This is a genomic window from Telmatobacter bradus (genome assembly GCF_048629425.1).
Lineage (GTDB): Bacteria > Acidobacteriota > Terriglobia > Terriglobales > Acidobacteriaceae > Telmatobacter > Telmatobacter bradus.
In genome coordinates this window covers 4,804,913-4,829,233 of the sequence record NZ_CP184532.1, presented here as the reverse complement: position 1 = coordinate 4,829,233, position 24,321 = coordinate 4,804,913, and the positions used below count along the sequence as shown (strand labels likewise).

Sequence of the window (24,321 nt, the reverse complement as noted above, 5' to 3'; positions counted from 1 at the left end):
AACGCCGCATCCGCTCAGGATGCGGCGTTTGTCGTTGGTGCGTTGCGTGGCCCTCAAAACGGTCTGTCATCCTGAGCGACCGCAGGGAGTCGAAGGACCTGCGGTTGCTTTTTCTCTGTTGCGCCACAAATGTCGCTATAGAATGCGGGGCATGGAAGAGCGGGTCTATTGCGTCTACATCATGGCTAGTCGCAGCCGTACGCTCTACATCGGCGTTACAGGAAACTTGCAGAAACGGGTCTTCGAACACAAGTGGCGGGAACACGAGGAGAGCTTTTCCGCACGCTATCACTGCGATCGGTTAGTGTGGTTTGAGCGGCATAACGATGTATCTGCCGCCATCGCCCGCGAAAAGCAACTGAAAGGCTGGAGACGCGCAAAGAAGATTGCTCTGATTGAAGCATCGAATGCCGTGTGGATCGACTTGAGCAAGAATTGGTACGACGTAGAGCCAGCCGACTATCGTCGCGCTCTGGACCGCATGTTCAACTGACTTCCCAAAAGCAGCCGCAGATCCTTCGACTCCCTACCTCTCCGCCTGCGCTGCGCTCCGGCTTCGTGTCCGGTCGCTCAGGAGGACAAACCAACGTTTTGGCTCTGGAACGCAGGCAGAACCCATCCTACCCGTTCCAGCTGCGGGTGCGGTCCACGGCTTCTTTCCAGCGGGCGCGGCGGGCAAGGCGTTTTTCCGGGGCCATCTGCGGATCAAAGCGTTTGTCGGCCTGACGACTCTGGCGCAGGGCTTCGGTGCTTGGCCAGAAGCCGGTAGCCAGACCCGCCAAGTAAGCCGCGCCGAGGGCCGTAGTCTCGGTGACGTGGGGACGAACCACGGGAACGCCTAGAATGTCGGCCTGGAACTGCATGAGCAGGTCGTTGACTGCCGCGCCGCCATCCACCCGCAACGCGGTCAGTCGGCCGGTTTCGCTGTGCACCGCCTCCAGCACGTCGGCCACCTGATAGGCGATGGCCTCCAGCGCGGCGCGGGCAATGTGGCCCGGTTTGGTGCCGCGGCCCAGCCCGATCAGCAGGCCGCTGGCGTGCGGATCCCAGTAGGGTGCGCCCAGGCCTACAAAGGCTGGCACAAAGAGCACACCGCCGTTGTCGTGGACGGTGGCGGCCAGCTTCTCCACCTCGTCGGATCTGTTGATCAGCTTCAGATTGTCGCGCAGCCACTGCACCACCGCGCCGCCAATAAAGATGCTGCCCTCAAAGGCGTACTCCAGCTTGCGATGGGCGCTGGCAGCCAGCGTGGTAATCAGCTTGTGGCGGGAACGGACGAAGGTTTCGCCAATATGTTGCAGCAGAAAACAGCCGGTTCCATAGGTGTTTTTGGCCTCGCCTTCACTCCAGCAGAGCTGGCCGAAGAGCGCCGCCTGCTGGTCACCGGCGATGCCCGCGATTTTGATGCCACCCAGGCCCAGTGTGGTGGTCACCTCGCCCACTTCCTGGCTGGACCAGACGACTTCCGGCAAAATGCTTTCTGGAATGCGGAAGATGTGCAGCAGATCCTTGTCCCACTCGCCCTTGACGATGTTGAAGAGCATGGTGCGGGAGGCGTTGGTCACGTCGGTTACGTGGCGCTGGCCGTTGGTCAGGTGCCAGATGAGCCAGCTGTCGATGGTGCCAAAGGCCAGATCGCCGCGTTCGGCCCGCGCCCGCGCACCCACCACATGGTCCAGGATCCAGGCGACCTTGGTGGCGGAAAAATACGGGTCCAGCACCAGACCGGTGCGGGAGGCCACCTCTTCTTCGATGCCGTTCTGCCGCAGGTTCTCGCAGAAGTCGGCGGTGCGGCGGTCTTGCCAGACAATGGCGGAATGGATGGGCTTGCCGGTGGCGCGCTCCCACACCACGACGGTTTCCCGCTGGTTGGTCATGCCCAGCGCGGCAACGTCGCGCGGTCGGGCATTGGCTTTCACCAGAACCTCCAGGGCGCAGGACATCTGCGATGTCAGAATCTCCATGGGATCGTGCTCGACCCAGCCCACCTCGGGGTAATACTGCTTGAACTCATGCTGAGCGCTGGCGGCGATGGAGCCATTGGCGTCGAAGAGGATAGCGCGGGAGCTGGTGGTTCCCTGGTCGAGAGCAAGGATGTAAGACATGGGGATCGTACCTCGCGGACTAGTCAACCACGCGTAAGGCAAAATCGGCAAGTATTTTGGGGTTGCGCGAATGGGTACATTGCGGCATGTATTTGATAAATAAGGCAAAGTTTGCGGTACTTCGGGCTGGATAGGGAGCGCGGCGGGGGCCGTTTTTTGCGGCGTGTCGCACGGCACTTTTGTTGTCTTACAAATGTATTGACAGAGTAATACGCACCAGAAACAGTGCAAGACGCTCCGAAGACTCCGCCGCCCTCTCTGTCTTACAGACCGCCCGAGAGCATGCGCACGGATGGGAGCAAACTCCGCACCTTTGCAACAAGATATTCGTAGAGTTGCAAAGCAAATCTTCTTTTTCAGGCGGTATGATGGTCGTGGAAGAATTCATCCGGCTGGAACCATGACAAGGGCAATAGGATCGGGGCAAATGCTCCGGGATTGCGTGTCTGGGGCGGGCCGGGGAGGCTGGCAGCTGGTGGCATCTGGCTGCGGGATGGCCAGGAATTAAGTCTGCAGGAAATTAAATCAGGATACGAGAGGAACGCATCGCAATGACAACGCTTACATCTCCCACGCTGCTCATCCTTGCTGCCGGTATGGGCAGCCGCTTTGGCGGTTTGAAGCAGATCGAGCCGGTCGGACCCAGCGGCGAAACCATTATTGACTACTCCATTTATGACGCCCTGCGCGCCGGCTTCGGCAAGCTCGTCTTCATTATTCGCAAGGACATCGAGGACCAGTTCCGCGAGGTGGTCGGTTCGCGTTTTGAAAAGCGCGTTCCGGTCGAGTACGTTTTGCAGGAACTCGACAAGATTCCCGCTCCCTACACGATTCCGGCGGGTCGCACCAAGCCTTGGGGTACCACCCAGGCCATTCTGATGGCGGCCGACGTCATCAAGGAGCCCTTTGCGGCCATCAATGCCGATGACTTCTACGGTCCAGAGGCCTATCGCGCCTTGGCTGGGCACTTGACCAGCGGCTCGCCCGACTACGCCATGGTGGGTTTTGTGCTGCGCAATACGCTCAGCAAGTTCGGTTCGGTGGCTCGCGGCGTCTGCAAGGTGGACGCAAACGGCTACCTCTCCGATGTGGTCGAGATGACCGCCATCACCCCGGACGGCGACAAGGCCAAGGCGACGGCGGCTAGTGGCACCGTGCTCGAACTGAGCGGTAACGAGCCTGTTTCAATGAACATGTGGGCCTTCCAGCCGGGCATCTTCCCGCAGCTGAAGGAAAACTTCAATGACTTCCTGAAGAAGAGCGGCGCTGAGCTGAAGAGCGAGTGCTACATCCCCAACACCGTCAACACCCTGGTCAAGGCCGGGCAGGCGCGGGTCAAGGTGCTGCACACGAACGATTCCTGGTTCGGTGTAACCTATCGGGAGGATCATCCGTACGTTGTCTCGAGCATCCGCTCGCTGGTGGACGCGGGTGTGTACCCCGAGAACCTCTGGAAATGATTGAAAAAGAACGGATAGGCGCGGTTGTACGGCAGTTTGAACTTCCTGGCGAAATCCTCCGCGCCACTCCTTACGGCACTGGCCACATCAACGACACCTTGCAGGTGGAGTATGTGGCCGGTGGTGTTTCTGGCCGTTGTATTCTGCAGCGCATCAACTCTCACATCTTCCGGCAGCCGCTCGAACTTATGCAGAACATCGCGCGGGTGACGGCGCATCTGGCCGAGTGTGTGGTGGGCCAACCCGACGCCGAGCGCCGTGTGCTGCGCCTGATTCCGACGCGGGCGGGCGGCAATTCCTGCATCGACGCTGAGGGCTATCACTGGCGGGCTTACCACTTTATTGAAAACGCCCGTTCGTATGAGGCGGTGGAGTCGGCGGAACAGGCTTACAAGGCAGCCCGCGCCTTTGGCAACTTCCAGTGCCAGTTGGCCACGCTGCCCGCGCCCCGCCTGCACGACACGATTCCCGACTTCCACAACACGCCCCAGCGTTTTGCCGCCTTTGCGCAGGCACTTGAAGCAGACGTTTGTAATCGCGCCGCCACGGCCCGGGCCGAGATTGACTGGGCGCTCAGCCATCAGGTGCTGGCAGGCGTGCTGCTGGAGGCCGGTCTGCCCGAGCGCGTCACCCATAACGACACCAAATTCAATAACGTACTGTTGGATGAAGCCACTGGCGAGGGCATTTGCGTCATCGATCTGGACACCGTGATGCCGGGGCTGGCGCTCTACGACTTTGGCGATATGGTGCGCACGGCCACCAGTCCGGCCGGGGAGGACGAGCGCGACCTCAGTAAGGTGCGGATGCAGCTTCCCATGTTCGAGGCGCTGCTGCGGGGCTATGTAGATGCGGCCAGCGGCTTTCTGACGGCGGAGGAAAAGCGACTGCTTCCGGCCTCCGGTAAGCTGATTACCTTCGAGATTGGACTGCGCTTCCTCACCGACTACCTGAGCGGCGATACGTACTTCAAAATCCATCGCCCAGAACATAATCTGGACCGCTGTCGCACCCAGTTCCGGCTGGTGGAGTCGATGGAAGAGCAGGAAGAGGCGATGAACCGGCTGGTGGAGACGGTCGGGTAGTTGGGGCAGGAACTCCTCTGCGCCATGCCTGCAACAGACCGGGGCGTACACTGAAAACTGAAGATTATGACCTGCCTGCCCACACGCCCCTGTTGGGTCGAGATTGACTCTCGCGCCTTGAAAGACAACTTCCGTCTGCTCTCTTCCCTTGTGGCTCCGCATGCCGAGCTGCTGGCCATCGTCAAGGCCAACAGTTACGGCCACGGGCTGGCAATCTGTGCTCCTGCCGTGGTGCAGGCGGGCGCTCAGTGGCTGGGCGTGACCAGCATCGAAGAAGCCATCGAGACCCGCAAGCTTTGCCCGGAGCCGCGCATTTTGGCCATCGGCGGAGCCCTGGATGGGCAGGGTGAGGCGATTATCGCCAACAGAATCACCACGCTGGCCTGGGAACTCGATCAGCTCGACGAGCTGGAAGCCGCCGCCCGCGCCGCCGGACTGGGCCCGGGGCAGTACCCGGTGCATTTGGAGATCGATACCGGCATGAGCCGTCAGGGAGCCTTCCCGGGTTCTCTTCTGCCGCTGCTCAAGCGCTTTACGCCCTCCTCGCCGCTCAAACTGGAAGGTGTGATGACCCACCTGTTCGCCGCCGATGAGGCCGACCAGCGCGTGACGGCTTTGCAATTCGAGCGGCTGAACGAGGCTCTGCGGCAGGTGAGCGCTGCCGGGCTCTATCCCGACTGGCTGAGCGTGGGCAGTTCGGCGGCTCTGGTGGCTGGGTTGGCCGAGCGGGTGGCTGGCTTAGCCGCTAGCCACGGCATGCGGGCCATGTTGCGCCCCGGTCTGGTGCTTTACGGCGTGCCGCCGCGCTTTGAGCCCGACTTTGAAGGCGAAATCCCTGCCACGCTCAAGGCCGTGCGCGCGGGACTCAAGCCCGTTCTCCGCTGGAAGTCGAAGATCATTGGTGTGCGCGAGGTTCCGGCGGGCTCCGTGGTGGGCTATAACGGCACCTTTGTGGCCACCGAGCCGATGCGGCTGGGACTGGTTCCGGCAGGCTACGCCGACGGGCTCGACCGCCATCTGGGCAACCGCTTCAGCCTGCTGGTGCGGGGCCAGCGTGCTCCTCTGGTGGGCCGCGTCAGCATGGACCATACCGTGGTGGACCTGACCGACATTTCCGAGGCGGGCAAGGGCGACGAGGTGGTAATTCTGGGCGCGCAGGGCGCTGAAACCATCGACGCCTACGAGCATGCCGACGCCACAGGCACTATTCCGTGGGAGGTTTTTTGCCGCATCAACGCCCGTGTTCACCGGGTGGAAGTCTTTTCTTAGTCTAGAAACCTGCTCCGGAGCCGCCAGACGGTTCCGGAGCTTTTTTTGATTTATATACATTGACGGTCTAGGTGTTATAGGTGTAGATAATCTAGGTATGGGAAAGCCAAACGATCTGTTGCAGGGAACCCTTGACCTGCTCATCCTGAAGACCATCCGCCTGGAGCCGCTGCACGGCTGGGCGATTGCCAAGCGCATTCAACAGCTCTCCGGCGAGGTGCTGCAGGTGCAGCAGGGCTCGCTTTACCCGGCCCTGCACCGGTTGGAGCAGCAGGGCTGGGTGAAGACTCACTGGGCGGAGAGCGAGACGGGCCGTCAGGCGCGTTTTTACGAGTTGACCGCCGACGGGCTCCGCCAGCTGGAGTCGGAAACCGCCAACTGGAACCGGCTTTCAACCGCGGTCAACCTGATTGTGGGCGAGGCATAGAGCATTTTCGGAATACACGTAGACTTTTTAAGGGGCTTGCAAGGTGCTTTTTTCTTGAGGAAAAAGGCACTTAGCATCCAGCTTTCGGTCTACAGCAATTCCGAAAATGCTATAGGGGGGAAGTCATGAGGGTATGGGAGCAGTTGCGCGTCAGTCTCAGAATGCTCTTCCACCGCGGTCGCGCTGCGGAGCAATTGGACGAGGAGCTACGCTACCACCTTGACTGCCAGACGGAAGAGAATCTGGCCGCTGGCATGAATGCCCGTGAGGCGCGGGAGGCAGCCCTGCGCAGCTTTGGCAATCCGGCTTTGTTGCGCGATCAGGCCCGCTCCAGTTGGCACTGGAACTGGCTGGAAGCCTTGCTACGCGATCTGCGCTACGGCGTGCGTGCGCTCCGCCATGCGCCGGGCTTTGCGGGCATCGCAATTCTGGTGATGGCTCTGGGCATCGGCGCCAATGTGGCTATCTTTGCCGTGGTACGCAATCTGCTGCTGCGCCCGCTTCCCTATCCCGAGCAGCAGCGACTGATGGCGGCTTATGAAAACTCCAGCGATCAGTTCCCGGAGAACAGCGTAGCGGGCGGCATCTTCGACGAGTGGACGCGGCAGAACAAGAGTTTTACCTCGCTGGCAATGACCGGTGAGGCCAAGATGAACCTGTCCACGGCGGACGGAGAATTGCCGGAAGAGCTGGTGGGAATTGCCTGCACGGCTAATCTTCTGCCCACGCTGGGAGTAACGCCGACGCTGGGGCGCAACTTTACTGCTGCCGAAGATCAGCCCGGCGCGAACCGTGTGGTTCTGTTGAGCTGGAGCCTCTATAAGCGACGCTTCAACGCCAACCCGGCGATTGTGAACCGGCAGGTGTACATCGATAAGCAGCCGTACACCGTGATCGGCGTGATGCCCGCCTGGTTTGCCTTTCCCGATCAGACGATTCAGGCGTGGACGCCGTTTCGCCGCTACTATCCGACGAAGGAATGGACGTCTTTGGGTGCGCATGACTACGGCGCGGTGGGCAGGCTGCGGGATGGCGTGAGCATGGCGCAGGCGCAAGGCGATCTGAGCCGGATTACCAAGCAGATTCACGACGCGCATCTGGACGATCCTTTCGTCAGCCGCGGGGCTACGCTGAAGTCGCTGCTGGAAGACACGGTGGGCGATATGCGCAAGACGCTCTATGTGCTGCTGGCGGCCACCGGCTGCGTGCTGCTGATTGCCTGCCTGAATGTGGCCAATTTGCTGGTGGCTCGAGCTGCCGCGCGGCGCAAAGAGGCTGCCATCCGTACGGCGCTGGGCGGCGGAAGGCTGCAACTGCTCCGCGAGCGATTGGTGGAAAGCTTTCTTCTGTCTTTGGCGGGGGGCATTGCAGGCGTGATTCTGGCCTGGCTGGCCGTAACGTGGATTCGGTTGAACCTGAGCCGCCTGGAAGTGATGCGGGCCGATCTGATCCAGATCGACGCAGCCACGCTTGCCTTTACCGTCGGCCTGATCGCCCTCTGTGCGCTCTTTGCCGGGCTGATTGCCTCCTTCAGCGCGATGAGCCGCCAGCCGCTGGCAGAGTTGCAGGATTCTTCCCGTGGCATGAGCGCCAGTCGGGGCCGCACGCGTCTGCGCCGGGCGTTGTTGGCCGTGGAAGTGGGCTTGACCGTGGTGCTGCTGGTGGCGGCGGGCCTGTTCCTGAAGAGCTATCAGCGCCTGCGCTCCTCCAATCTAGGCTGCATTACGCAGAATGTACTCACCATTCGCTTTGGCCTTTATGGCGGCAGCTATCGCGATCCGGCCGCGCGCGTGCAGTTTTACCGCACGTTGCTTGAGCGGGTGCGGGCATTGCCGGGCGTGGAGTCGGCGGGCTTTGGCCGGGCGGTTCCGGGGCAGGGCTACTGGGGCGATGGCGAATTTACCATTGTCGAACATCCGCCACTGCCGCAGGGCACGGCGCAGTTCGCCATTAACCGCGTGGCAGACGCGCAGTTCTTCACTACCCTGGGCATTCCCCTGCTGCGCGGGCGCAACTTCGACGACAACCTGACGCTGGACCACGCCAATCAGACGCTCATCAATGCGGCCTTCGCCAAGCAGTACTTTCCGGGAGAAGAACCCATCGGCAAGCACCTGAAGTTCGGGCAAAAGACCTGGCAAATTGTGGGCATCGTGGGCGACACACGCGCTACCCTCGATGACGATCCTAGACCGGTGCAGTACTACCCGCTCTTCGCGGGAGACGAAAACGGCGGACGGCTGGTGGTGCGCTCAAGCGGCGATGTGGAGCGCTTTGTGCTGCCCATTCAGCGCATCGTGCAGAGCATTGATCGCGACCTGCCAACCACTAACATCATGACCATGGAGCAGATGCTCCAGCGCAAGACGCTCGCTCAACGTTGCAGCACGGTTCCGCTTTTAGCCTTTGGCGTGCTCACGCTCTTGCTGGCGGCGGTGGGCTTGTTCGGAGTGCTTTCGTATCTGGTGGCGCAGCGCAGGGGTGAGATTGGCATTCGTCTGGCGCTGGGGGCAACGCGTACGCAGGTGCTCCGCCGCATGATGGTGGATGGCCTGAAACCGGCGCTGGCGGGTCTGGTGCTGGGCCTTGCGGCAAGCGTTGCGGCCGTGCGGCTGATCCGCTCCATGCTCTTCGATACGCAGTCACTCGATCCGGTGATTTTTGCCGGGGTTCCGTTGCTGCTGCTGGCGGTTGCGGTGCTGGCCTGCCTGCTGCCCTCGTGGCGTGCGGCAAGGCTTAATCCGGTGGAGGCGCTGCGCACGGAGTAGTGCGCCGACTTGGCAGGTTACGGAAATCTCTTTCTGGAGCAAGCGCGAGGGAGCGGGGGCATTCATGCCCCCGAAGAACGCAGGCCGAAGAGCGTGCCTTCAGGCACGGGTATTTTCTCTTCTCACAAAATGCAGACTGAAAACAGACGATGAAAAGGGACAAAGTTAAGCAGAAATGCCCCCCCGGGCTGAAGCCCTCACGCCTGTGCCTGGATTTTTGCGAGGGTTAAAACCCTCGCCGCTCTCCGAAAATAGGTTTTCTGCAGCCTGTAAACCTCCTGAGGGAAGGGCTGCGGAACGTGGACTTTACCGCTTGGTACGCTGGATGGCGCGGCCTGCGCCGTCGGGCAGCACGGGGCGTTCTTCGCTGGAAACCGGCTTGGCAGGTTCCCAGTAGAGCAGCCGTCCGCAGCTCTCACAGTTCAGCATTGCGCCATCGCGCAACTGGCTCCACTCCATCACGCGTAGGCCCATGCGGCAGCCGGTGCACTGCTCGTTCTCCGCCCGGGCCACGCCGGAGCCGATCTTGGCTACCAGACGGTCAAAGCGGGCCAGCATCGTCTCGTCCACCTGCGGGCGCAACTCCGTGCGCTTGGCCTCGCAGATTGCAATTGCAGCCAGAAACTCCACCTTGCGGCCTTCCACGCTTTTGCGGATGGTGGCCAGATTGGCGCTGAGTTCGGCCTGCTGCGCCCGGGCCGTGGTCCGTTCCGCCTCCTGCAGCTCGCTGCGTTCCAGGCTCGCAAAGCCCTCGTTTTCCAGGCGGTCGGCCTCGCTCGTCGAGAACGCGATTTCGTGTTCCACGGCGGCAGCTTGCGCAGGCGTTTTTACGGCGTCTAACTGAACACGGAAGCGCTCCACCTTGAGCCGGTGCGTTTCAATCTCGTCGTCGAATTCCCTGCGCAACTTTTCTTCGGTGGCGATGGCGCTTTCCGCTGCGGCCACACGCTTTTCAGCCTTGGTCAGAGCAGCTTGGACCGTGGCTACTTCGGTGGGAAGTTTATCCATTTGCTGCTTGAGCCGGAGGCGTTCCTGCTCGACGGTTTGCAGTTGAATCAACAGCTCGATCTGAGGATGCATTAGCTAGAGAGCATACGCCATCGGCCATCAGGAACGAAAATGGTAGGTAGAAATGGCAGAAGAAGCACCGCCATAGCATTTTCGGAATTTCTGTAGACCGAAAGCAGGATGCTAAGTGCTTTTTTCCTCAAGAAAAAGGCACCTTGCAAGTTCCTTAAAAAGTCTACCTGTATTCCGAAAATGCTCTAGCCTGTGCGGCTGCGAGAATAGGAGCAGATGAACGGACAGAAATATCGCTGGATCTGGAGGACCGCCGCCGCATTGCTGCTGGCCGTGGCGGCGCTGGCTGTGGCTGCTTGGGTGGCGGCGCGGCGCATGGAGCCGTTTTTGCGCGGCCGCGTGGTCAATGAGCTGAGTCAGCGCTTCCATGCGCCGGTGGAGCTGGCGAGCTTCCACGTGCGCGTTTCTGACGGCCTGTGGGTGGAGGGCGGCGGTTTGCGCATTGGCGTGCCGCAGGGCTCAGTCCAAAACCAGAAAAGCACGCTGATCCAGGTCGATAGCTTCCGCTTTCATACGCCGCTCCACTACAACCCCACCACGCCTCTCCACATCTCCAAAGTGGAGGTGGCGGGCCTGCACATGGATTTGCCGCCGCATTCGCATTTTGCTTCCAGTGGCGCGCGGCTTCAGCCGTCCACGGCCAGACTGCACTTTCTGATCGACGTCGTCGAGTGCCGGGACGCATCCATCACGCTTGAAACCGACCGGCCCGGCAAGCTGCCGCTCCTCTTCAACATTGCCGCGCTGAAGCTGACCAACGTGAACCAGCAGGGGGCCGTGCAGTTCGAGGCGCAGCTGACCAATCCACGCCCCAGCGGCGAGGTGCGCACCGCAGGCAGCTTCGGTCCGTGGCAGGCGGAGGACCCTGGTGAAACGCCCATCGAGGGCAGCTTTCGGCTGAGCAACGCCAACCTCTCCGACTTCAAGGGCATTGCCGGCCAGCTTGACGCCGAGGGCCGCTACCGGGGCACCTTGCGCGCGCTTGAAGTGATGGGCGAAACCCGCACGCCAGATTTCCGGCTCACACACTTTGGCGCATCCCAGCCGCTGTACACCCGCTTTCACGCGACCGTGGACGCCACCAACGGCGATACGCAACTGCAGACCGTGGAAGCCCGGCTGGGCCGCTCGTCCTTTTTGGTCAGCGGCGAGGTGGAGCGCGTCGTAGAGGACGGTCACTCCATCGGCCACGACATCGCGCTCAACGTTACAGTCAGCCGCGGCCGTCTGGAGGACTTTCTTACCCTCACCAGCCGTGGCGGGTCTACGCTGCTCTCCGGCGATCTGGCGCTCAAAACCACACTGGAAATTCCGCCCGGTCCAGCGCCTGTGCAACAGAGAATCCGGCTCAACGGCAGTTTTCAACTCGACAATGCACTGTTCACGAACGGGAAGATTCAAGGCTGGATCGGCCAGTTGAGCGCGCGTGGGCAGGGACGGCCCGACGAGGCAAAATCCGACGGGGCCAGCCAGACGCGCTCGGCCATGCAGTCCAGCTTTACGCTGCAGAACGGCCTCATGACGCTGCCCGACCTGGAGTACCGCGTGCCGGGGGCGGAGATCGCCCTCAAAGGCAGCTACGGGCTGGAGGGTGGGGCACTGAACTTTGACGGTGTGGCCAAAACCCAGGCCCCGGCCTCGGCGCTGCTGGGCGGCTGGAAGGGTTCGCTGCTCAAGCCCTTTGACCGCGTCTTTCGTAAGCAGGGCGCGGGCACGGCCATTCCGCTGCACATTCGCGGCACAGAAAAACAGCCCCAATTCAGCGTAGAAGTGATGGGAATGAAGATCGACTTGCCAGGAGGGACTAGGGACTAGGTGCTGGAGGCTGGGAGTGGGAGCTAGAAGCTGGAAGCTGACTGCTAAAAACTATCCTCCGGCAGCAGTCGGAAGCTGGAGGCGAAGTGGTGGTAGTTTCCGAACTCCACGGCGTTGGTCCACTGCAGGCGAACGTTGGCCAGCCGCTGCTGCGCCTCATGAAACGCGCTTGCACGCATGCCCACCATCGCCAGATTGCCGGAGGAATCCGACTCGGAGGTGGTCAGCTTCTCTGCCTCCACCTGCAGGCTGGCAACGCTGTACACCGGGCACAGGTAGCGTTGGCCGCCAATCGTTCTCCAGTCGTAATTGATTGCAATGCTCGCGCTCTCGGGAAAGTCCTGGGGCTTGAACTCCGGAATCACGGTCAGCCGCAGCACGCTACCTGTTGTTGCATCCACGGAGATTTCGCCATGGTAGGCCGGCATGTGTTCGTAGTGCATCACCTTCAAAAACTGATCGTAACTGGTGTGCAGGGTACAGCAGACCATGCGTGTGGCAAAGTGGGAGTGTTCTTCCGGTACCTGATAGTCCAGCACTGCCGCCACTCCAGCCGGCATCTTCTCCCAATGGCCCCAATGCAGCTTGCCGCCGGGCAAATCCAGCAGAACACTTTCGAGCATGGGGCCGAATTCGCCGCTGGTCACCAGCCCTTGCACTTCGCCAGCGCCCTTCGGCTTGTTCTGCGGATCCACCGCAACCTCGGCGCCATCGCGGTAGGTGATTTCGCGCTGGAAGACGCGCTCCTGGTGCAATTGAAATACGGGGGATGAGCCCTCGGGAATATTGCTGTAGACGTGCGTCGTGCGGTCGGCCAGAAAGTCGGGCAGATGGCGCAGCGCGTCGGCTTCCATCTGGATGGCCCGGGTCCACAGTGCCTGCAGTTCTTCCGGGGGAGGCGCGGGCTTTTGCGGCTGCGCGCTGCGGGGCGGATCGAGCAGCGCCGAGTTGGCTACCAACAGATTCAGCGCCTCAGTCGTCTTCGGCCCCAGTCGCATCTGCGCCTGCAGTGCTTCCACATCCCACAGGGAAAGGCGTTCGCCCAGAGTTTCATGGCGCAGCACGGATGCAATGGACTGGTCTTTCTTGTGCGTCATGGCCAGCCGACTCAACTCGTCCCGCAGGTGGTCGATGCTTACCGTTTGCTGTGCCCTTAACAGCGAAGTTGTCGCCAGCAGCACAAGAACCATCCACTTGCAGAACATTCTGTCTCTCCGTATGTAGCTTCCAGCCTCTAGCTTCCAGCACCTAGTCTCTAATAAAAAAGATACTTCCGCCAGCGATCATCGCCACGGCCGAGAGCGCGCATGATCTGGCGGCTGGTGTGCAGAGAGAAGGGACGCGGCTCACGCAGCAGCACCATGTCGGTGAGCTCATTCAGCAGGCGGTTGCCCTTGCGGCGATTGCAACTGTGGCAGCAGGCCACAAGATTCTCCCAGGTGGAGGTACCACCCCGCGAGCGGGGAATCACATGGTCCAGCGTCAGGTCGCCGGGCGGCAGCACCACGCTGCAATACTGGCAGGTGTTGCGGTCACGCAGCAGAATGTTCTTGCGTGAAAGGGCTCGCGTTTGGTGAGGAATGCGCCGGTACTCCAGCAGGCGAATCACCGAAGGCATCACGATGCGGTTGCGTTGCGCATGCAGCGTCGTTCCCTGCTCCTCCTCGGTGCGGGCAACCCCTTTGAGTACCAACACCAGCGCACGGCGCGCCCCGCAGATGTTGATCGGCTCATAGGATGCGTTGAGCACCAGCACCGGCATCTGCAGCATCTGGTTGGATGGAAGTGCAGCACTTTCGCCCGTGCTTGCCGTAGCTCGGGCGATGGCCTTCTGCTTGCGTGCGTGAATCATGGCTTTTCCCAACGACATCCTTTTTCTCCCCGTCAAAAAAGATGATGATCGTGCGATGAATCAACGTGCATGGAACTGGAAATCCGTGGAACGCTTGCAACAAAAAACTCCTGATCAAACGCTTGACCCTTTTGCGCCGGCGGCGGGACGATTGCTTTCAGTTGGGCGTCATAGCTGGTGTCGGAGACGCGCCAGGCGCGGGCCAGTGTGGCCACGCGGACGCTGGCGGCACCGGCTTCCATCAAGATCCGGGCGGCGGCGCGGGCCGTGGCTCCGGTGGTCAGAATGTCGTCCACCAGCAGCACGTGTGCATCGGCAAGCTGGGCGGCACCAGAAACCGCGAAGGCTCCGCGCACATTCAGGCGGCGCTGATGCGGCGTAAGTCCGGCCTGACTCTGGGTGGCGCGCTGGCGTAAGAGTGTCTCGGGGGCAAGGCGCAAGTGCCAGTCTGGATGGCTGCGGCGCAATACAGTGAGGGCGGCAGCGGCCAGTACGCGCGCCTGATTGAAGCCGCGCTGCGCATGCTTGGAGCGATGCAGCGGCACTGGCACCACCAGCATTTTCTGCGGAGCCTCCTCCGCCAGCCGGGCGATGGCCTGCGCCAGAAATCCGCCCAGTTTGCCCGCCAGAGGCCGTATGCCCACATACTTCAGTGCGTGAATTGCCTCACGCATGCGTCCCTGGTAGGGGCCGTAGGCTACCGCGCGTGTAAACAGCGGCGGCACTGAGCGGCAGCAACGGCAGAGCGTGGAAACACTGCTGGCCGCATGCAGCGCATCGCCGCAACGCAGACACACAGGTTCGCGCACCGGCACAAATTCTGCCCAGCAAACATCACAGATTGGCACAGAGTTAAAGCGCGGCAGAGGATGGCCGCAAAGAGCACAAGGGGAGGGGAAGATAGCGCAAGCGAGCGCATCAACGGGACTTCGGAGCACGCGAACCACGGCTCGCCAGCCTGCATGAGGCGATGGCGGCAGATCCATCGTGTGTGAGCCCAAGTCCGTGCGGAAGACGCACCTCACCCGTGGCTGGCGCCGAGGCATGCACGCCATCACACGGCCAGTATACGCCTGCTCTTGCCGATTTCGGCTCATTTGAGCAAATCCAGAGTTTCCGTGGGGACGCGAATAAGGTGCCAAGCGCAGCTTTCTTGAGGAAAACTGCGCTGGAAAGCATTGACTCGCACTACACCAACTCTGAATTTGCTTTACCCCCGTCTCCCGCAGCTTTCCGTGCCCTTTCTCTTTGCGGAGGGCGGTGCTGGAATTCGGGGACAGCAAAAAACAACGCGGACCCCCAAAGGAGGGTCCGCGCTGGTTTTCTGGAGGAGGGGCTATATGCATTTTCGGAATGGGTGTAGGCCGAAAGCTGGATGCCAGGTGCCTTTTTCTTCAAGAAAAAGGCACCTGGCACGCCCATTAAAAAGTCTACGTGTATTCCGAAAATGCTCTAGATCACGCCCGCCATGTAAGCCTCTGCCGAACGGGTTTTTTCCGACTTCGATCCGCAAGCCGCCAGCACTACAGGGGAGAGCGTCAGCACCGGGCAACCGGAGTGCGCCAGCACCTTGTACACCACGCCATGCCGCGTAATGGCGGCAAAGGCCGATGCGCCCTGCGCGCCCAGCACTACCAGATCGGCCTGCTGCGCCCGGGTCTGGTAAAGCAGTTCTTCGGTCGGATCGCCTGGAACCACGATCGTTTGGATCGGAACCTTGGTATGCAGACTGGCCGGAATCAGATTCAGAAGATCTTTCTCGATCTGATCCAGCGAGCGGCCGGCCATGACTTCGGCACGATCCTGAGGACGGATCACGTGCTGCAGAATCAGCCGTGCATGGTGCTGCAGAGCCAGTTCGGCGGCAAAGGAAGCGACCACGCGGCTTGATTCCAGCAGGCTGGCGGCACACAAAATGGTGCGTGTGGCAAAGTCGCGATAGCTGCCGTCTACTACCTCGGGACCGAGAATGAATACCGGAACCTTGGCCGTACGTAGCACCGCTTCAGCTACCGAACCCACCAGCAGCTTGCCGATAGGGCCGGGCGAATGCGTGCCCATGATGATGCGGTCCACATCGCGCTCGCGCAGAAGGGCAAGAATCTGGTCAGCGGCCAGCCCGGGCCGGGCAATCACCTCGCAGCGGACGCCCACCTCGGCCGCACGTTTGGCCAGAGGTTCCAGAAGCTGTTTTTCCGTGTGTGCTGCGGCGGCATAATCGTAGTAACGCACACCGCTGGTTTCCGAGGCAGCTACCACCAGTGTGTCGTAGGCGTGGAAGAGGATGAGCTCCGCGTCGAACTCTTTGGCCTGCGCCAGTGCAAACGCGAAGGCTTTCTCGTTGACGGGGATCTCGGAGGCGAAGAGCAGGGTGGAGGGCTTGCTCCAACCTGGCTTGAAGGCAGTAGCCATAGAACACCTCCAGCAGGTGCGACGTTACTGTGGCACTGTTTCATTTGCTGAAACTGTGCCAGCCGGCACACGCGCGCGTGATTCAACTCACCCCATCTTTATAACGCCATTCCCCGGCGGCTGGAATTAAATCTTTCATTCCATTCTTGCGCTGAGCCTTCTGTGTCCTGTTTACTTCAGAGGCTGCTCCCCCGGATGGCGCCTTTGAGGGGCAGTTTGCTTTTTCCCGCAGGAATAAATATCGTCCCGGAGTGATCTAAATCACTGCCGAGGCCCCGGTCCGACTGCTTTTCTAGCTACGCATCTGTTTGCCGGAAGCCGGAGCTTCCGCCCTCTTGCGCAAATCTTTTCTGCTTCTTCCCCGTGCAGGGCCCCGGAGTTTCCTGCCGCCGCACCCTGGAGGTTTTCATGCTTGAACCAATGCACAACATCCCCGCCCGCGGCGGGTTGAACTACGACGAAACGCCCTTTCTGGCCATCTGGGAGATTACCCAGAGCTGTGACTTGGCCTGTAAGCACTGTCGTGCCGCCGCCCAGCCCATCGCCCACCCCGACGAGCTCTCCAACGCCGAGGCCAAAAAGCTGATCGACCAGATCGCTGATCTCAAGATTCCCATCTTCGTCTTTACTGGCGGCGATCCGATGAAGCGCGCGGACGTTTTCGAGCTGATTCGTTACGCCTCCGACAAGGGCGTGCATGTGGCTGTTACGCCCAGCGCCACGCCGTTGCTTACCCGTGAGGCCATCTTCAAAATGAAGGAAGCCGGTGTCGTCCGTCTGGGTATTTCGCTGGATGGCTCCACGCCCGAGCTGCACGACCACTTCCGTGGCTTCAGCGGAGCCTGGCAGCGCACCATTGACGCCATCGGCTGGGCGAACGAGGCTGGCCTGCCCATTCAGGTGCACACCACCATCAGTCGCCACAACGCCGCTGACCTCGACAACCTCTGCGATTTCTTCGAGAAGAAGGCCATCGTCATGTGGAATGTCTTCTTCCTGGTTCCGGTGGGGCGTGGCCAGCTCGATGACTTGCTTAGCGGTGAGGAGTTCGAGCAGGTCTTTGCCAAGATTTACGAGCTCTCGCAGCGGGCCAGCTTTCAGGTGAAAACGACCGAGGCCATGCACTACCGCCGCTACCTGATCCAGAACAACCTGCAGGAAAAGAAGATGGGGCATCCTGGCGGTCACCCCGGTGGCCATCCCGGCGCAGTTGCCTATGAGCCCGGCACTCCCACGGCCGACACCCATGCGCGCAATATGGGCTGGGCCACGCGCCGCGTCAACGACGGCAAGGGCTTCATGTTCATCTCTCACGTGGGCAATGTTTATCCCAGTGGTTTCCTCCCCATCCATGCCGGCAACATCCGCGAAACGCCGCTGGCCGAGATCTATCGTGAAGCGCCGATCTTCAAGGCTCTGCGCGACACCAGCCAACTGGAAGGCAAGTGCGGCGCCTGTGAGTTCAAGGAGATCTGCGGTGGCTCCCGCGCCCGTGCCTACGCTTTGACCGGCGATCCACTTGCCCCCGAACCCTGCTGCATCTACCAGCCCAAGCACTGGGATCCGGAACTGGAGCAAACCGCCGAAGCTTTCCACGAACACCACTGGGAGCCGCTCGGAAAGCGGTAGGGCTTTTCTGCCCCGTAAGGGGCCGTACGAAAAATAGCCCAGGGTGGACCCTGAGCGAAGTCGAAGGGGTAACCCTGGGTTGGTTGCAGGCAAGTGAATCCGCCCCGGAGGGGCGGTGGGATGCGGTGGCTCAAAGCTGTTTTTTGCGGGATTTCACAGCGTCCCTCCGGGGCGCTTCGTTTTCTGGGGCAGCAAACCCCGGGGTCCATCTGAGTCTTCCCCTTCGACTACGCTCAGGAGCAGACTCAGCTTCCACCCGGGGCTATTTTCTCTTCACCCCTTTTGGGGAGAAAATACGAATCATCCATCAGGTTGACGCCGTGAACATTCATGGATAGCAGGATGGGGCGGCACGAGAGTACTTTGGTTCATCAGAAAAATTCTCATTTAAATGCAGAAAGATGGCCGGCATTATGCCTGAAAACAGCGCAAAACTGTGGCCAGAGCAGGTATGCGCCGATGACAAAATTCACGGGCCGGAGTCTACAATGTTAATTAAGTACCTACCGGTACGTATTTTTCAGAAAAAGGTGGACTGATGCAGCGATTCCCGAGCCGGATCCTTCTGGCGTTTCCTCTTTTTGGGCTTCTTCTTCCCTGCTGTCATGCTTCTGCCACGCCCTTCAGCTCTGGCGCTGCTACTCAGACGTCTTACCCGGTGGCCAATAAATGGGCTGCTGACCGTGTGCTTCATCTTTATGGCCTGCCAGACGTCAAGGCCAAGGCCAAAGGCCGGATGAGCATCAATGCCGACGGCATTCGCTTTAGTGTGAATGGATTGGCAACCTCCCTGCCCATTGCCAATATTCTGGCCGTGCACACAGGCAATGAGCGCGTGGAGCTTTGGGGCGTCAAGGGGCGCATTCTGCGCATGATGTTGCCTGACGGCGGCGGCACGCTGCTGGCCACTTTCCTGCACCACAGAATAGACATGCTCACGGTTGAGTATCGCGATGATAAAGGTGGCTACCACGCAGCGGTTTTTGAGCTGCCCGCCAAAGAGGCGGTCCGTGCCATGCAAATGGCTGCCCAGTACGCCAGTAGCAGTCGCCCGCAGCCGCAGTGTGGACACTGCGAAGGCCAGCAGGTGCAGGCGCATACGGTACAGCTGGAGCTTCCCGACTGGCAGGATCAGCACGTTCCCTTCGCGTATCGCGCTTTGGTCTACGAGCACCTGATCAGCGATCTGAATCATAGTAAGCAGGATCTTACGGTTTATCGCGATGGCGAGCTGGGCGCGAAACAGCAGTGCGCGCAATACACCGTGGTGCTGCGGGAAGATCGGTTCCAGGCAGGCAGCCAGGTGGCGCGGGCCATCATCGGACCCCTTGCCTACTTTGTGGGCTATACGCAGATTTCGTTCTACATGAGTGTGAGCGATGCGACAGGCCACGAGCTCTATTCCAAACAGATCAAAGCTGCCGTGCATGATGAGGCGGAAAACAACAAGGTGGCAGAAAAGTCCGCCAAAAAACTCAGCAAGAAGTTTGCCAAGTGGAAGAAGCAATGCGAGAAGCTTGCCCAGTCAGCGCAGATGGCATCCTGAAGCGCCGGAGCTCCTCAAAACTTGGGTACGAGCCCGTGCAATAGAATGAAGGGAAAATCCGGCCCCGGCGGGCAGTTCTGTCCTGTCCGCTGGGGTCTTGCTTTAACTTGCATCTTTTATGACCGAACCGCGTTTGAATAAACACGAACAACGTACGCGCGCCACCAAGCGTCTGCTGCTGGATGCGGCGGAAACGCTGTTTTTGCGTGATGGCTACGAGCGCGCTGAGCTGGGTGAGATTGCTTCCGTTGCCGGCCGCACCAAAGGCGCAATCTACGCCCACTTCAAGAGCAAGGAAGATATTTTTCTGGCGCTGATTGAGGAAAAGTCGCAGGTGTTCCTCGCCGGCCTTGAGCAACGCTACCCGCTCGCGGAATCTTCCACGCAGAATCTGGCCACCATGCGCCAGTTTTATCTGAACGGCGTTCAGAACCATTCGTTTACGATGCTGATGCTGGAGTTCAAGCTCTACGCCCTACGCCATCCGGAGTCGCAGGAACGGCTGATCGAATTCCTCAACCATTTGACCCCGCCAGGGCTCGAAGAAAACCTGGCCAGCCACTTCGGCAAAGTTCCTCCGGGAAAGGACCGCATTCCCCGCTCGATTGCCATCTATGCGCTCTCGCCCATGCTCACTGCGCTGGTGGCAGAATCGGTCTTCTCTCCCGAGCGTTTTACCCCGCAGATTGTGCGGATGGTTACGGGCAAGGTCTTTGATGCGTTGATGGGCGTGGAAGAAAGCCCTGAAAAAGTGCCCGCAAAAAAGACGGCCACAAAAGCTGTCAGGAAGACGCGATCAAGTTAGGGCAGACCCGGCCAGGGTAATCGCATTTGGAATTCATAGAGCACTCCCATCGATTTGTCATCCTGAGGAGTGCAGCGACGAAGGATCTGCGGTTGCTTTTCGGGCTATTTCCCGCAAGACAACACAGGGGTGGCATCATGGCATTGCTAGCCCACATCACAAAACCGAGAAAAACAACCGCAGATCCTTCACTTCGTTCAGGATGACAATCGTTGTACGCCATGGATATCAGGCAGGAAACCCTTTCTGCATTGCGCCCGCCAGTCTTTGTGCACCCCTCCGCCCTTCACCCTACGTTCAAACCCTGTTACCATAAGATTTACACTTGCCCAGTTTGCGGGCATCCCTGTAAAGATCCGACGGAAAGAGGTTTTTTGACCGTGGCCGATACCACCAAAATCACAGACAAGCTGGAACGGAAGCAAGTTAAGCGAGTAGCGCGCAAGAAGGCCGCTCCGAAGCCCAAGCGTACCACTCCCCGTGGCGCCAACAAGCAGAAGATCAAGAAGTTGGCCCGCGGCCAGTCGAAGCGCTAACGTTCGGCCGTTGTACTGTTTGACCGGGGCTCTGCTGCCTTCCGTACCACTGGCGCGGAGCCCTCTCCCTCCCTGTTCGAGAGCGTCCATACGCCCCAAAGCCAGTACCCCGACGCCCCCCGGGGGATGAGGAGACTTGCCCTGTTTCGCCAACTGATTGCCTGTAAATCCATTGATAAGCTCATTGAGGATTCGGAAGAGCCCTCAAAAGCCTTGCAAAAGACCCTCGGTCCGTGGTCACTGACTGCGCTCGGCATTGGAGCCGTCATTGGCTCAGGTATTTTCACGGTGATTGGCACGGCGATGGCCGGCGAGACAATCAACCCGCCTTCCCTGGCGAACACCCCTTTGCTGCACTGGCTCATTACCCATCAGGCCATGGATGGCCGTCCGGGCGCTGGTCCGGCGCTGGCCCTGTCGATGGTGCTGGTGGCCATTGTCTGCGCTTTCACCGGCCTTTGTTACGCCGAATTGGCTTCGATGATTCCCATCGCCGGCTCGGCCTACACCTATACGTACGCCACGCTGGGCGAGTTGACGGCCTGGATCATCGGCTGGGACCTGATCCTGGAGTATGCTTTTTCGAACATGAGTGTGAGCGTGGGTTTTGCCGCTCATCTGGTGGACATGCTGGACTGGTTCGGCTTCCATCCACCCGCCAAGTGGATTTCGCCCGCCTATTTGCCCACCGGTTTGCAGGATCTGGCTGGAAACACTATCTACCAGCCCGGCTGGCACTTCGGCTTCAATATTCCCGCCTTTCTGGTGGTGATGGTTCTGACCGTGATTCTGGTGCGTGGCATTCGCGAGTCGGCCCGCGCCAACAACATCATGGTGCTGGTCAAGATGCTGGCCATTCTGGTCTTCATCTTTGCCGCCGCAAGCTTTGTAAAGCCGGCCAACTGGCACCCCTTCATGCCCAACGGCTACTGGGGCGTGCTCACCGGCGGCTCGATCATCTTCTTTACTTACATTGGCTTTGACTCGGTTTCAACGGCCGCGGAAGAGTGCAAGAACCCGCAGCGCGACGTGCCTATCGGCATTCTGGCTACGCTGGTGGCCTGCACCATCCTCTATGGTGGCGTGGCCATCGTGCTCAGTGGCATTGTGCACTGGGATTGGGCCAAGGACGACGCCGCTCCGGTGGTGAACGCCCTCAAGCTGCTCTCGGTGCATACGCCCTGGCTCAACTGGATCCGCCTGTTTGTGCTGATTGGCGCCATGATGGGCATGATTTCGTCGATTCTGGTCTTCCAGCTTGGTCAGGCCCGCATCTGGTTCGCCATGTCGCGCGACGGTCTGCTGCCGGGCATCTTCAGCAAGATTCACGCCCAGTTCCGCACCCCGGCCGTTGCCACTTGGGTAGCAGGCTTTGTGGTGGGTATTCCAGGCGGTTTGCTGGACATTGGAACGGTAGCCAACCTGTCGAACATCGGCACGCTCTTCGCCTTTGTGCTGGTTTCGATTGCCGTCATCATTTTGCGCTACCGCGAACCGAACCGCCCGCGCGCCTTCCGTGCCCCGCTTGGTCCGCTCTTTCCGGTCCTGAGCGTCATTTTCTGCGTACTGCTGATGATGGGGCTGGAGATCATGACCTGGGTCGCCTTCTTCATCTGGCTGGTGATCGGGTTGGTGATCTACTTCATGTACAGCCGCCACCGTTCGGAGTTTGCGGGACGGTAGCTTGAGAGCCTTTTCAGAAGATCCTCCTTCCGAAAAGGCTTCAGCCTCGCTGCCCAAGCAGGCAGTGGGCACCCTTTGCGGCCAGAGCCCTATCGAAAGTTACCAAGGTTCCGTCGGCAGCTTGCGCAACTGCAAGCAGCCAGGCGTCGGCCCACACCTTGGGAGAGATTTCATCTCCGCAGGCCAATTCCCGAAAGGCAGCACTTGCATTCACCTGTTCGGAGACGAAGACCACGCGCTCGTCGGCAAAAATCCCTCATAGACAAGCCATGCTTCATTGACTGTAAGCGGCTTATTGTTCATTACAGAGGCCGTGGAGAGCAGCCGTAGCAAACCCAGCTGTGTATGACGGCAAAACGCAATATCTCCATCGATTGCGTTCCACCATCGTCGGGCAAGTGCGCTATGAATATGCTCGTGTGCGGCCAGAGCTAGCCAAAGATTGATGTCAGGAAAGCTCAATGAGGTCATAGAGCGCTTCATCCGTAGGATGGATCGTACGGCCTGCCGGTGGAACCAGGGAAGCGTCCAGCTTCAGCCGATGCGGCGGACGCGACGGTTCCGGCGCGCTGACTATCTGCTCAATGCTCATCAGAATGAGCTTACGGGCCGAGCAGTCTTTGCGCGCAGCCGCCTCATGCAAGCGCCGATGCAGATCGCGCGGCAGATCGATTGAGGTGCGGATGGCGTCCGTTTCCATGGCGAGAGTATGCGTGGGTGACTTAAATAAGTCAATCCTCCAGAAGGCTGTTTTCCCCCTCACCGCATCACCTGAACTTTTTCTTGCCTCTGCCGTAGACTGAAATTGTGACCGAGATTCAGGAATTCCTTCGTCGGCTGCCCAAGGCCGAGCTGCATCTGCACTTTGAGGGCACCATCCTGCCCGCTACCCTCGTTGAACTGAGCCAGCGTCCGGGCCATAAGCCGATCCCCCTTGCCGAGGCCGAGGCGCTCTATCAGTACAAGGGCTTCCTGGGCTTTTTGCAGGCATTCAAGGCCGTCTGCAATCAGTTGATTACGCCCGAAGACTACGAACTGGCCGCCTGGCGCATGTGTGAGCATCTGGCCGAACAGGGCGTGGTGCATGCCGAGGTTTTTATTTCGGTGGGTGTGATCTTTCGTTTTCGTGAAGACGGCGAAGCGGCATTTCCGGCGATTTTTGCCGGACTTGAGCGGGCGCGGTTGCGTGCCGAGCGTGAGCTGAACCTTTCGCTTTATTGGATTTACGACGCTGTCCGCAATTTTTCCGTGGAAGAGGCGACCAAGGTCTTTCGCACGGCAGCCAGAATGCAGGCCGAATACTCCACGATCATCGGCATTGGCCTGGGCGGCGATGAGCAGCACACCAGCAGCGAGCCCTATCGTGAGCTTTACGCCGAGGCGCAGGCGGCAGGATTGCGGCTGACCAACCATGCTGGCGAGACCACCGGTCCCGAAGCAATTTACGAGGCGCTTTCCATCGGCTCGGAGCGGCTGGGCCACGCCTACTCGGCGATTCAGGATGCGGCGCTGATGGCAGAACTCAAGTGGCGGCAGATTGGGCTGGAGATGAATCCTACCTCGAATGTGCGCACGGGCGTTTGCTCATCGTTTGAGGAGCATCCGCTGCGTCGATGTTTCGAGGCCGGGCTACTGGTGACGCTCAACTCCGACGATCCGGCTTTTTTCGGTTCCGATCTGCTGGGCGAGTACGAAAAGGCGCACCGTCTGCAAGGTTTTACGCGGGATGAATTGCGTCAGCTTGCGTCGAATAGCATCAGAGCAAGTTTTTTGCCGGCCGTGGAAAAGTCCCGCTGGCAGGCCGAAATCGACTCAATCCAGTAAACGAGTGTTGCACAACACGGCAGAG

The 24,321-nt window shown here is 60.1% G+C and carries 21 protein-coding genes; 13 read left to right on the top strand and 8 right to left on the bottom strand.

The window, feature by feature from the left end; all coding sequences use genetic code 11:
* Positions 1-151: 151 nt before the first annotated feature.
* A complete protein-coding gene (locus ACOBR2_RS20070) occupies positions 152-493 on the top strand; it encodes a GIY-YIG nuclease family protein (protein ID WP_420237856.1) in 342 nt (113 codons plus the stop codon).
* Positions 494-620: 127 nt separating this feature from the next.
* Here ACOBR2_RS20070 and glpK read toward each other — a convergent pair whose 3' ends face one another.
* A complete protein-coding gene (gene glpK / locus ACOBR2_RS20065; RefSeq protein WP_420237855.1) occupies positions 621-2,105 on the bottom strand; it encodes a glycerol kinase GlpK in 1,485 nt (494 codons plus the stop codon).
* Between the two features lie 551 nt (positions 2,106-2,656).
* Here glpK and ACOBR2_RS20060 point away from each other — a divergent pair.
* From ACOBR2_RS20060 to ACOBR2_RS20040, 5 genes are all read left to right on the top strand, one after another.
* Positions 2,657-3,565 (top strand): nucleotidyltransferase family protein, encoded by a 909-nt coding sequence (locus ACOBR2_RS20060; protein ID WP_420237854.1) that lies wholly within the window; start codon positions 2,657-2,659, stop codon positions 3,563-3,565.
* Positions 3,562-4,650, top strand: a complete 1,089-nt coding sequence (locus tag ACOBR2_RS20055; protein WP_420237853.1) for a phosphotransferase enzyme family protein — start codon at positions 3,562-3,564, stop codon at positions 4,648-4,650. The genes ACOBR2_RS20060 and ACOBR2_RS20055 overlap by 4 nt, the downstream gene beginning before the upstream one ends.
* A gap of 66 nt (positions 4,651-4,716) precedes the next feature.
* On the top strand, positions 4,717-5,919 hold the full coding sequence (gene alr, locus ACOBR2_RS20050; RefSeq protein WP_420237852.1) for an alanine racemase: 1,203 nt from the start codon (positions 4,717-4,719) through the stop codon (positions 5,917-5,919).
* A gap of 97 nt (positions 5,920-6,016) precedes the next feature.
* On the top strand, positions 6,017-6,346 hold the full coding sequence (locus ACOBR2_RS20045; RefSeq protein WP_420237851.1) for a PadR family transcriptional regulator: 330 nt from the start codon (positions 6,017-6,019) through the stop codon (positions 6,344-6,346).
* Between the two features lie 125 nt (positions 6,347-6,471).
* Positions 6,472-9,114, top strand: coding sequence for an ADOP family duplicated permease (locus ACOBR2_RS20040; RefSeq protein WP_420237850.1), 2,643 nt, complete (start codon positions 6,472-6,474; stop codon positions 9,112-9,114).
* Between the two features lie 306 nt (positions 9,115-9,420).
* Here ACOBR2_RS20040 and ACOBR2_RS20035 read toward each other — a convergent pair whose 3' ends face one another.
* Positions 9,421-10,194, bottom strand: coding sequence for a zinc ribbon domain-containing protein (locus ACOBR2_RS20035; protein ID WP_420237849.1), 774 nt, complete (start codon positions 10,192-10,194; stop codon positions 9,421-9,423).
* A 216-nt stretch (positions 10,195-10,410) separates the two neighbouring features.
* Between ACOBR2_RS20035 and ACOBR2_RS20030 the strand changes: the two genes are divergently transcribed.
* Positions 10,411-12,009: an AsmA-like C-terminal region-containing protein gene (locus tag ACOBR2_RS20030; RefSeq protein WP_420237848.1), complete on the top strand. Its 1,599-nt coding sequence runs from the start codon at positions 10,411-10,413 to the stop codon at positions 12,007-12,009.
* A gap of 44 nt (positions 12,010-12,053) precedes the next feature.
* Here ACOBR2_RS20030 and ACOBR2_RS20025 read toward each other — a convergent pair whose 3' ends face one another.
* The 4 genes from ACOBR2_RS20025 to ACOBR2_RS20010 all read right to left on the bottom strand — a co-directional run bounded on the left by ACOBR2_RS20025 (position 12,054) and on the right by ACOBR2_RS20010 (position 16,273).
* Positions 12,054-13,214 (bottom strand): hypothetical protein, encoded by a 1,161-nt coding sequence (locus ACOBR2_RS20025; RefSeq protein ID WP_420237847.1) that lies wholly within the window; start codon positions 13,212-13,214, stop codon positions 12,054-12,056.
* Positions 13,215-13,264: 50 nt separating this feature from the next.
* The gene (locus ACOBR2_RS20020; protein WP_420237846.1) at positions 13,265-13,879 is read right to left on the bottom strand and encodes an HNH endonuclease; all 615 of its coding nucleotides are present in this window, start codon (positions 13,877-13,879) and stop codon (positions 13,265-13,267) included.
* Positions 13,880-13,893: 14 nt separating this feature from the next.
* Complete coding sequence (locus tag ACOBR2_RS20015) at positions 13,894-14,847, bottom strand: ComF family protein (RefSeq protein WP_420237845.1); 954 nt, start codon at positions 14,845-14,847, stop codon at positions 13,894-13,896.
* 466 nt (positions 14,848-15,313) lie between these two features.
* Positions 15,314-16,273, bottom strand: coding sequence for a universal stress protein (locus ACOBR2_RS20010; protein WP_420237844.1), 960 nt, complete (start codon positions 16,271-16,273; stop codon positions 15,314-15,316).
* A 408-nt stretch (positions 16,274-16,681) separates the two neighbouring features.
* Here ACOBR2_RS20010 and ACOBR2_RS20005 point away from each other — a divergent pair, with 408 nt between their 5' ends.
* The 5 genes from ACOBR2_RS20005 to ACOBR2_RS19985 all read left to right on the top strand — a co-directional run bounded on the left by ACOBR2_RS20005 (position 16,682) and on the right by ACOBR2_RS19985 (position 22,472).
* Positions 16,682-17,902, top strand: a complete 1,221-nt coding sequence (locus tag ACOBR2_RS20005) for a TIGR04053 family radical SAM/SPASM domain-containing protein (protein ID WP_420237843.1) — start codon at positions 16,682-16,684, stop codon at positions 17,900-17,902.
* A 658-nt stretch (positions 17,903-18,560) separates the two neighbouring features.
* On the top strand, positions 18,561-19,448 hold the full coding sequence (locus ACOBR2_RS20000; RefSeq protein WP_420237842.1) for a hypothetical protein: 888 nt from the start codon (positions 18,561-18,563) through the stop codon (positions 19,446-19,448).
* A 118-nt stretch (positions 19,449-19,566) separates the two neighbouring features.
* The gene (locus tag ACOBR2_RS19995) at positions 19,567-20,253 is read left to right on the top strand and encodes a TetR family transcriptional regulator (protein WP_420237841.1); all 687 of its coding nucleotides are present in this window, start codon (positions 19,567-19,569) and stop codon (positions 20,251-20,253) included.
* A 374-nt stretch (positions 20,254-20,627) separates the two neighbouring features.
* Positions 20,628-20,789: a hypothetical protein gene (locus tag ACOBR2_RS19990; RefSeq protein WP_420240053.1), complete on the top strand. Its 162-nt coding sequence runs from the start codon at positions 20,628-20,630 to the stop codon at positions 20,787-20,789.
* Between the two features lie 126 nt (positions 20,790-20,915).
* Positions 20,916-22,472: an amino acid permease gene (locus ACOBR2_RS19985; protein WP_420237840.1), complete on the top strand. Its 1,557-nt coding sequence runs from the start codon at positions 20,916-20,918 to the stop codon at positions 22,470-22,472.
* A 40-nt stretch (positions 22,473-22,512) separates the two neighbouring features.
* On the opposite strand, the gene ACOBR2_RS19980 is transcribed toward ACOBR2_RS19985, so the two are convergent.
* On the bottom strand, positions 22,513-22,707 hold the full coding sequence (locus ACOBR2_RS19980; RefSeq protein ID WP_420237839.1) for a hypothetical protein: 195 nt from the start codon (positions 22,705-22,707) through the stop codon (positions 22,513-22,515).
* Positions 22,708-22,920: 213 nt separating this feature from the next.
* Positions 22,921-23,172, bottom strand: a complete 252-nt coding sequence (locus ACOBR2_RS19975) for a hypothetical protein (RefSeq protein ID WP_420237838.1) — start codon at positions 23,170-23,172, stop codon at positions 22,921-22,923.
* A 107-nt stretch (positions 23,173-23,279) separates the two neighbouring features.
* Here ACOBR2_RS19975 and add point away from each other — a divergent pair, with 107 nt between their 5' ends.
* The gene (gene add / locus ACOBR2_RS19970) at positions 23,280-24,296 is read left to right on the top strand and encodes an adenosine deaminase (RefSeq protein ID WP_420237837.1); all 1,017 of its coding nucleotides are present in this window, start codon (positions 23,280-23,282) and stop codon (positions 24,294-24,296) included.
* Positions 24,297-24,321: the final 25 nt, after the last annotated feature.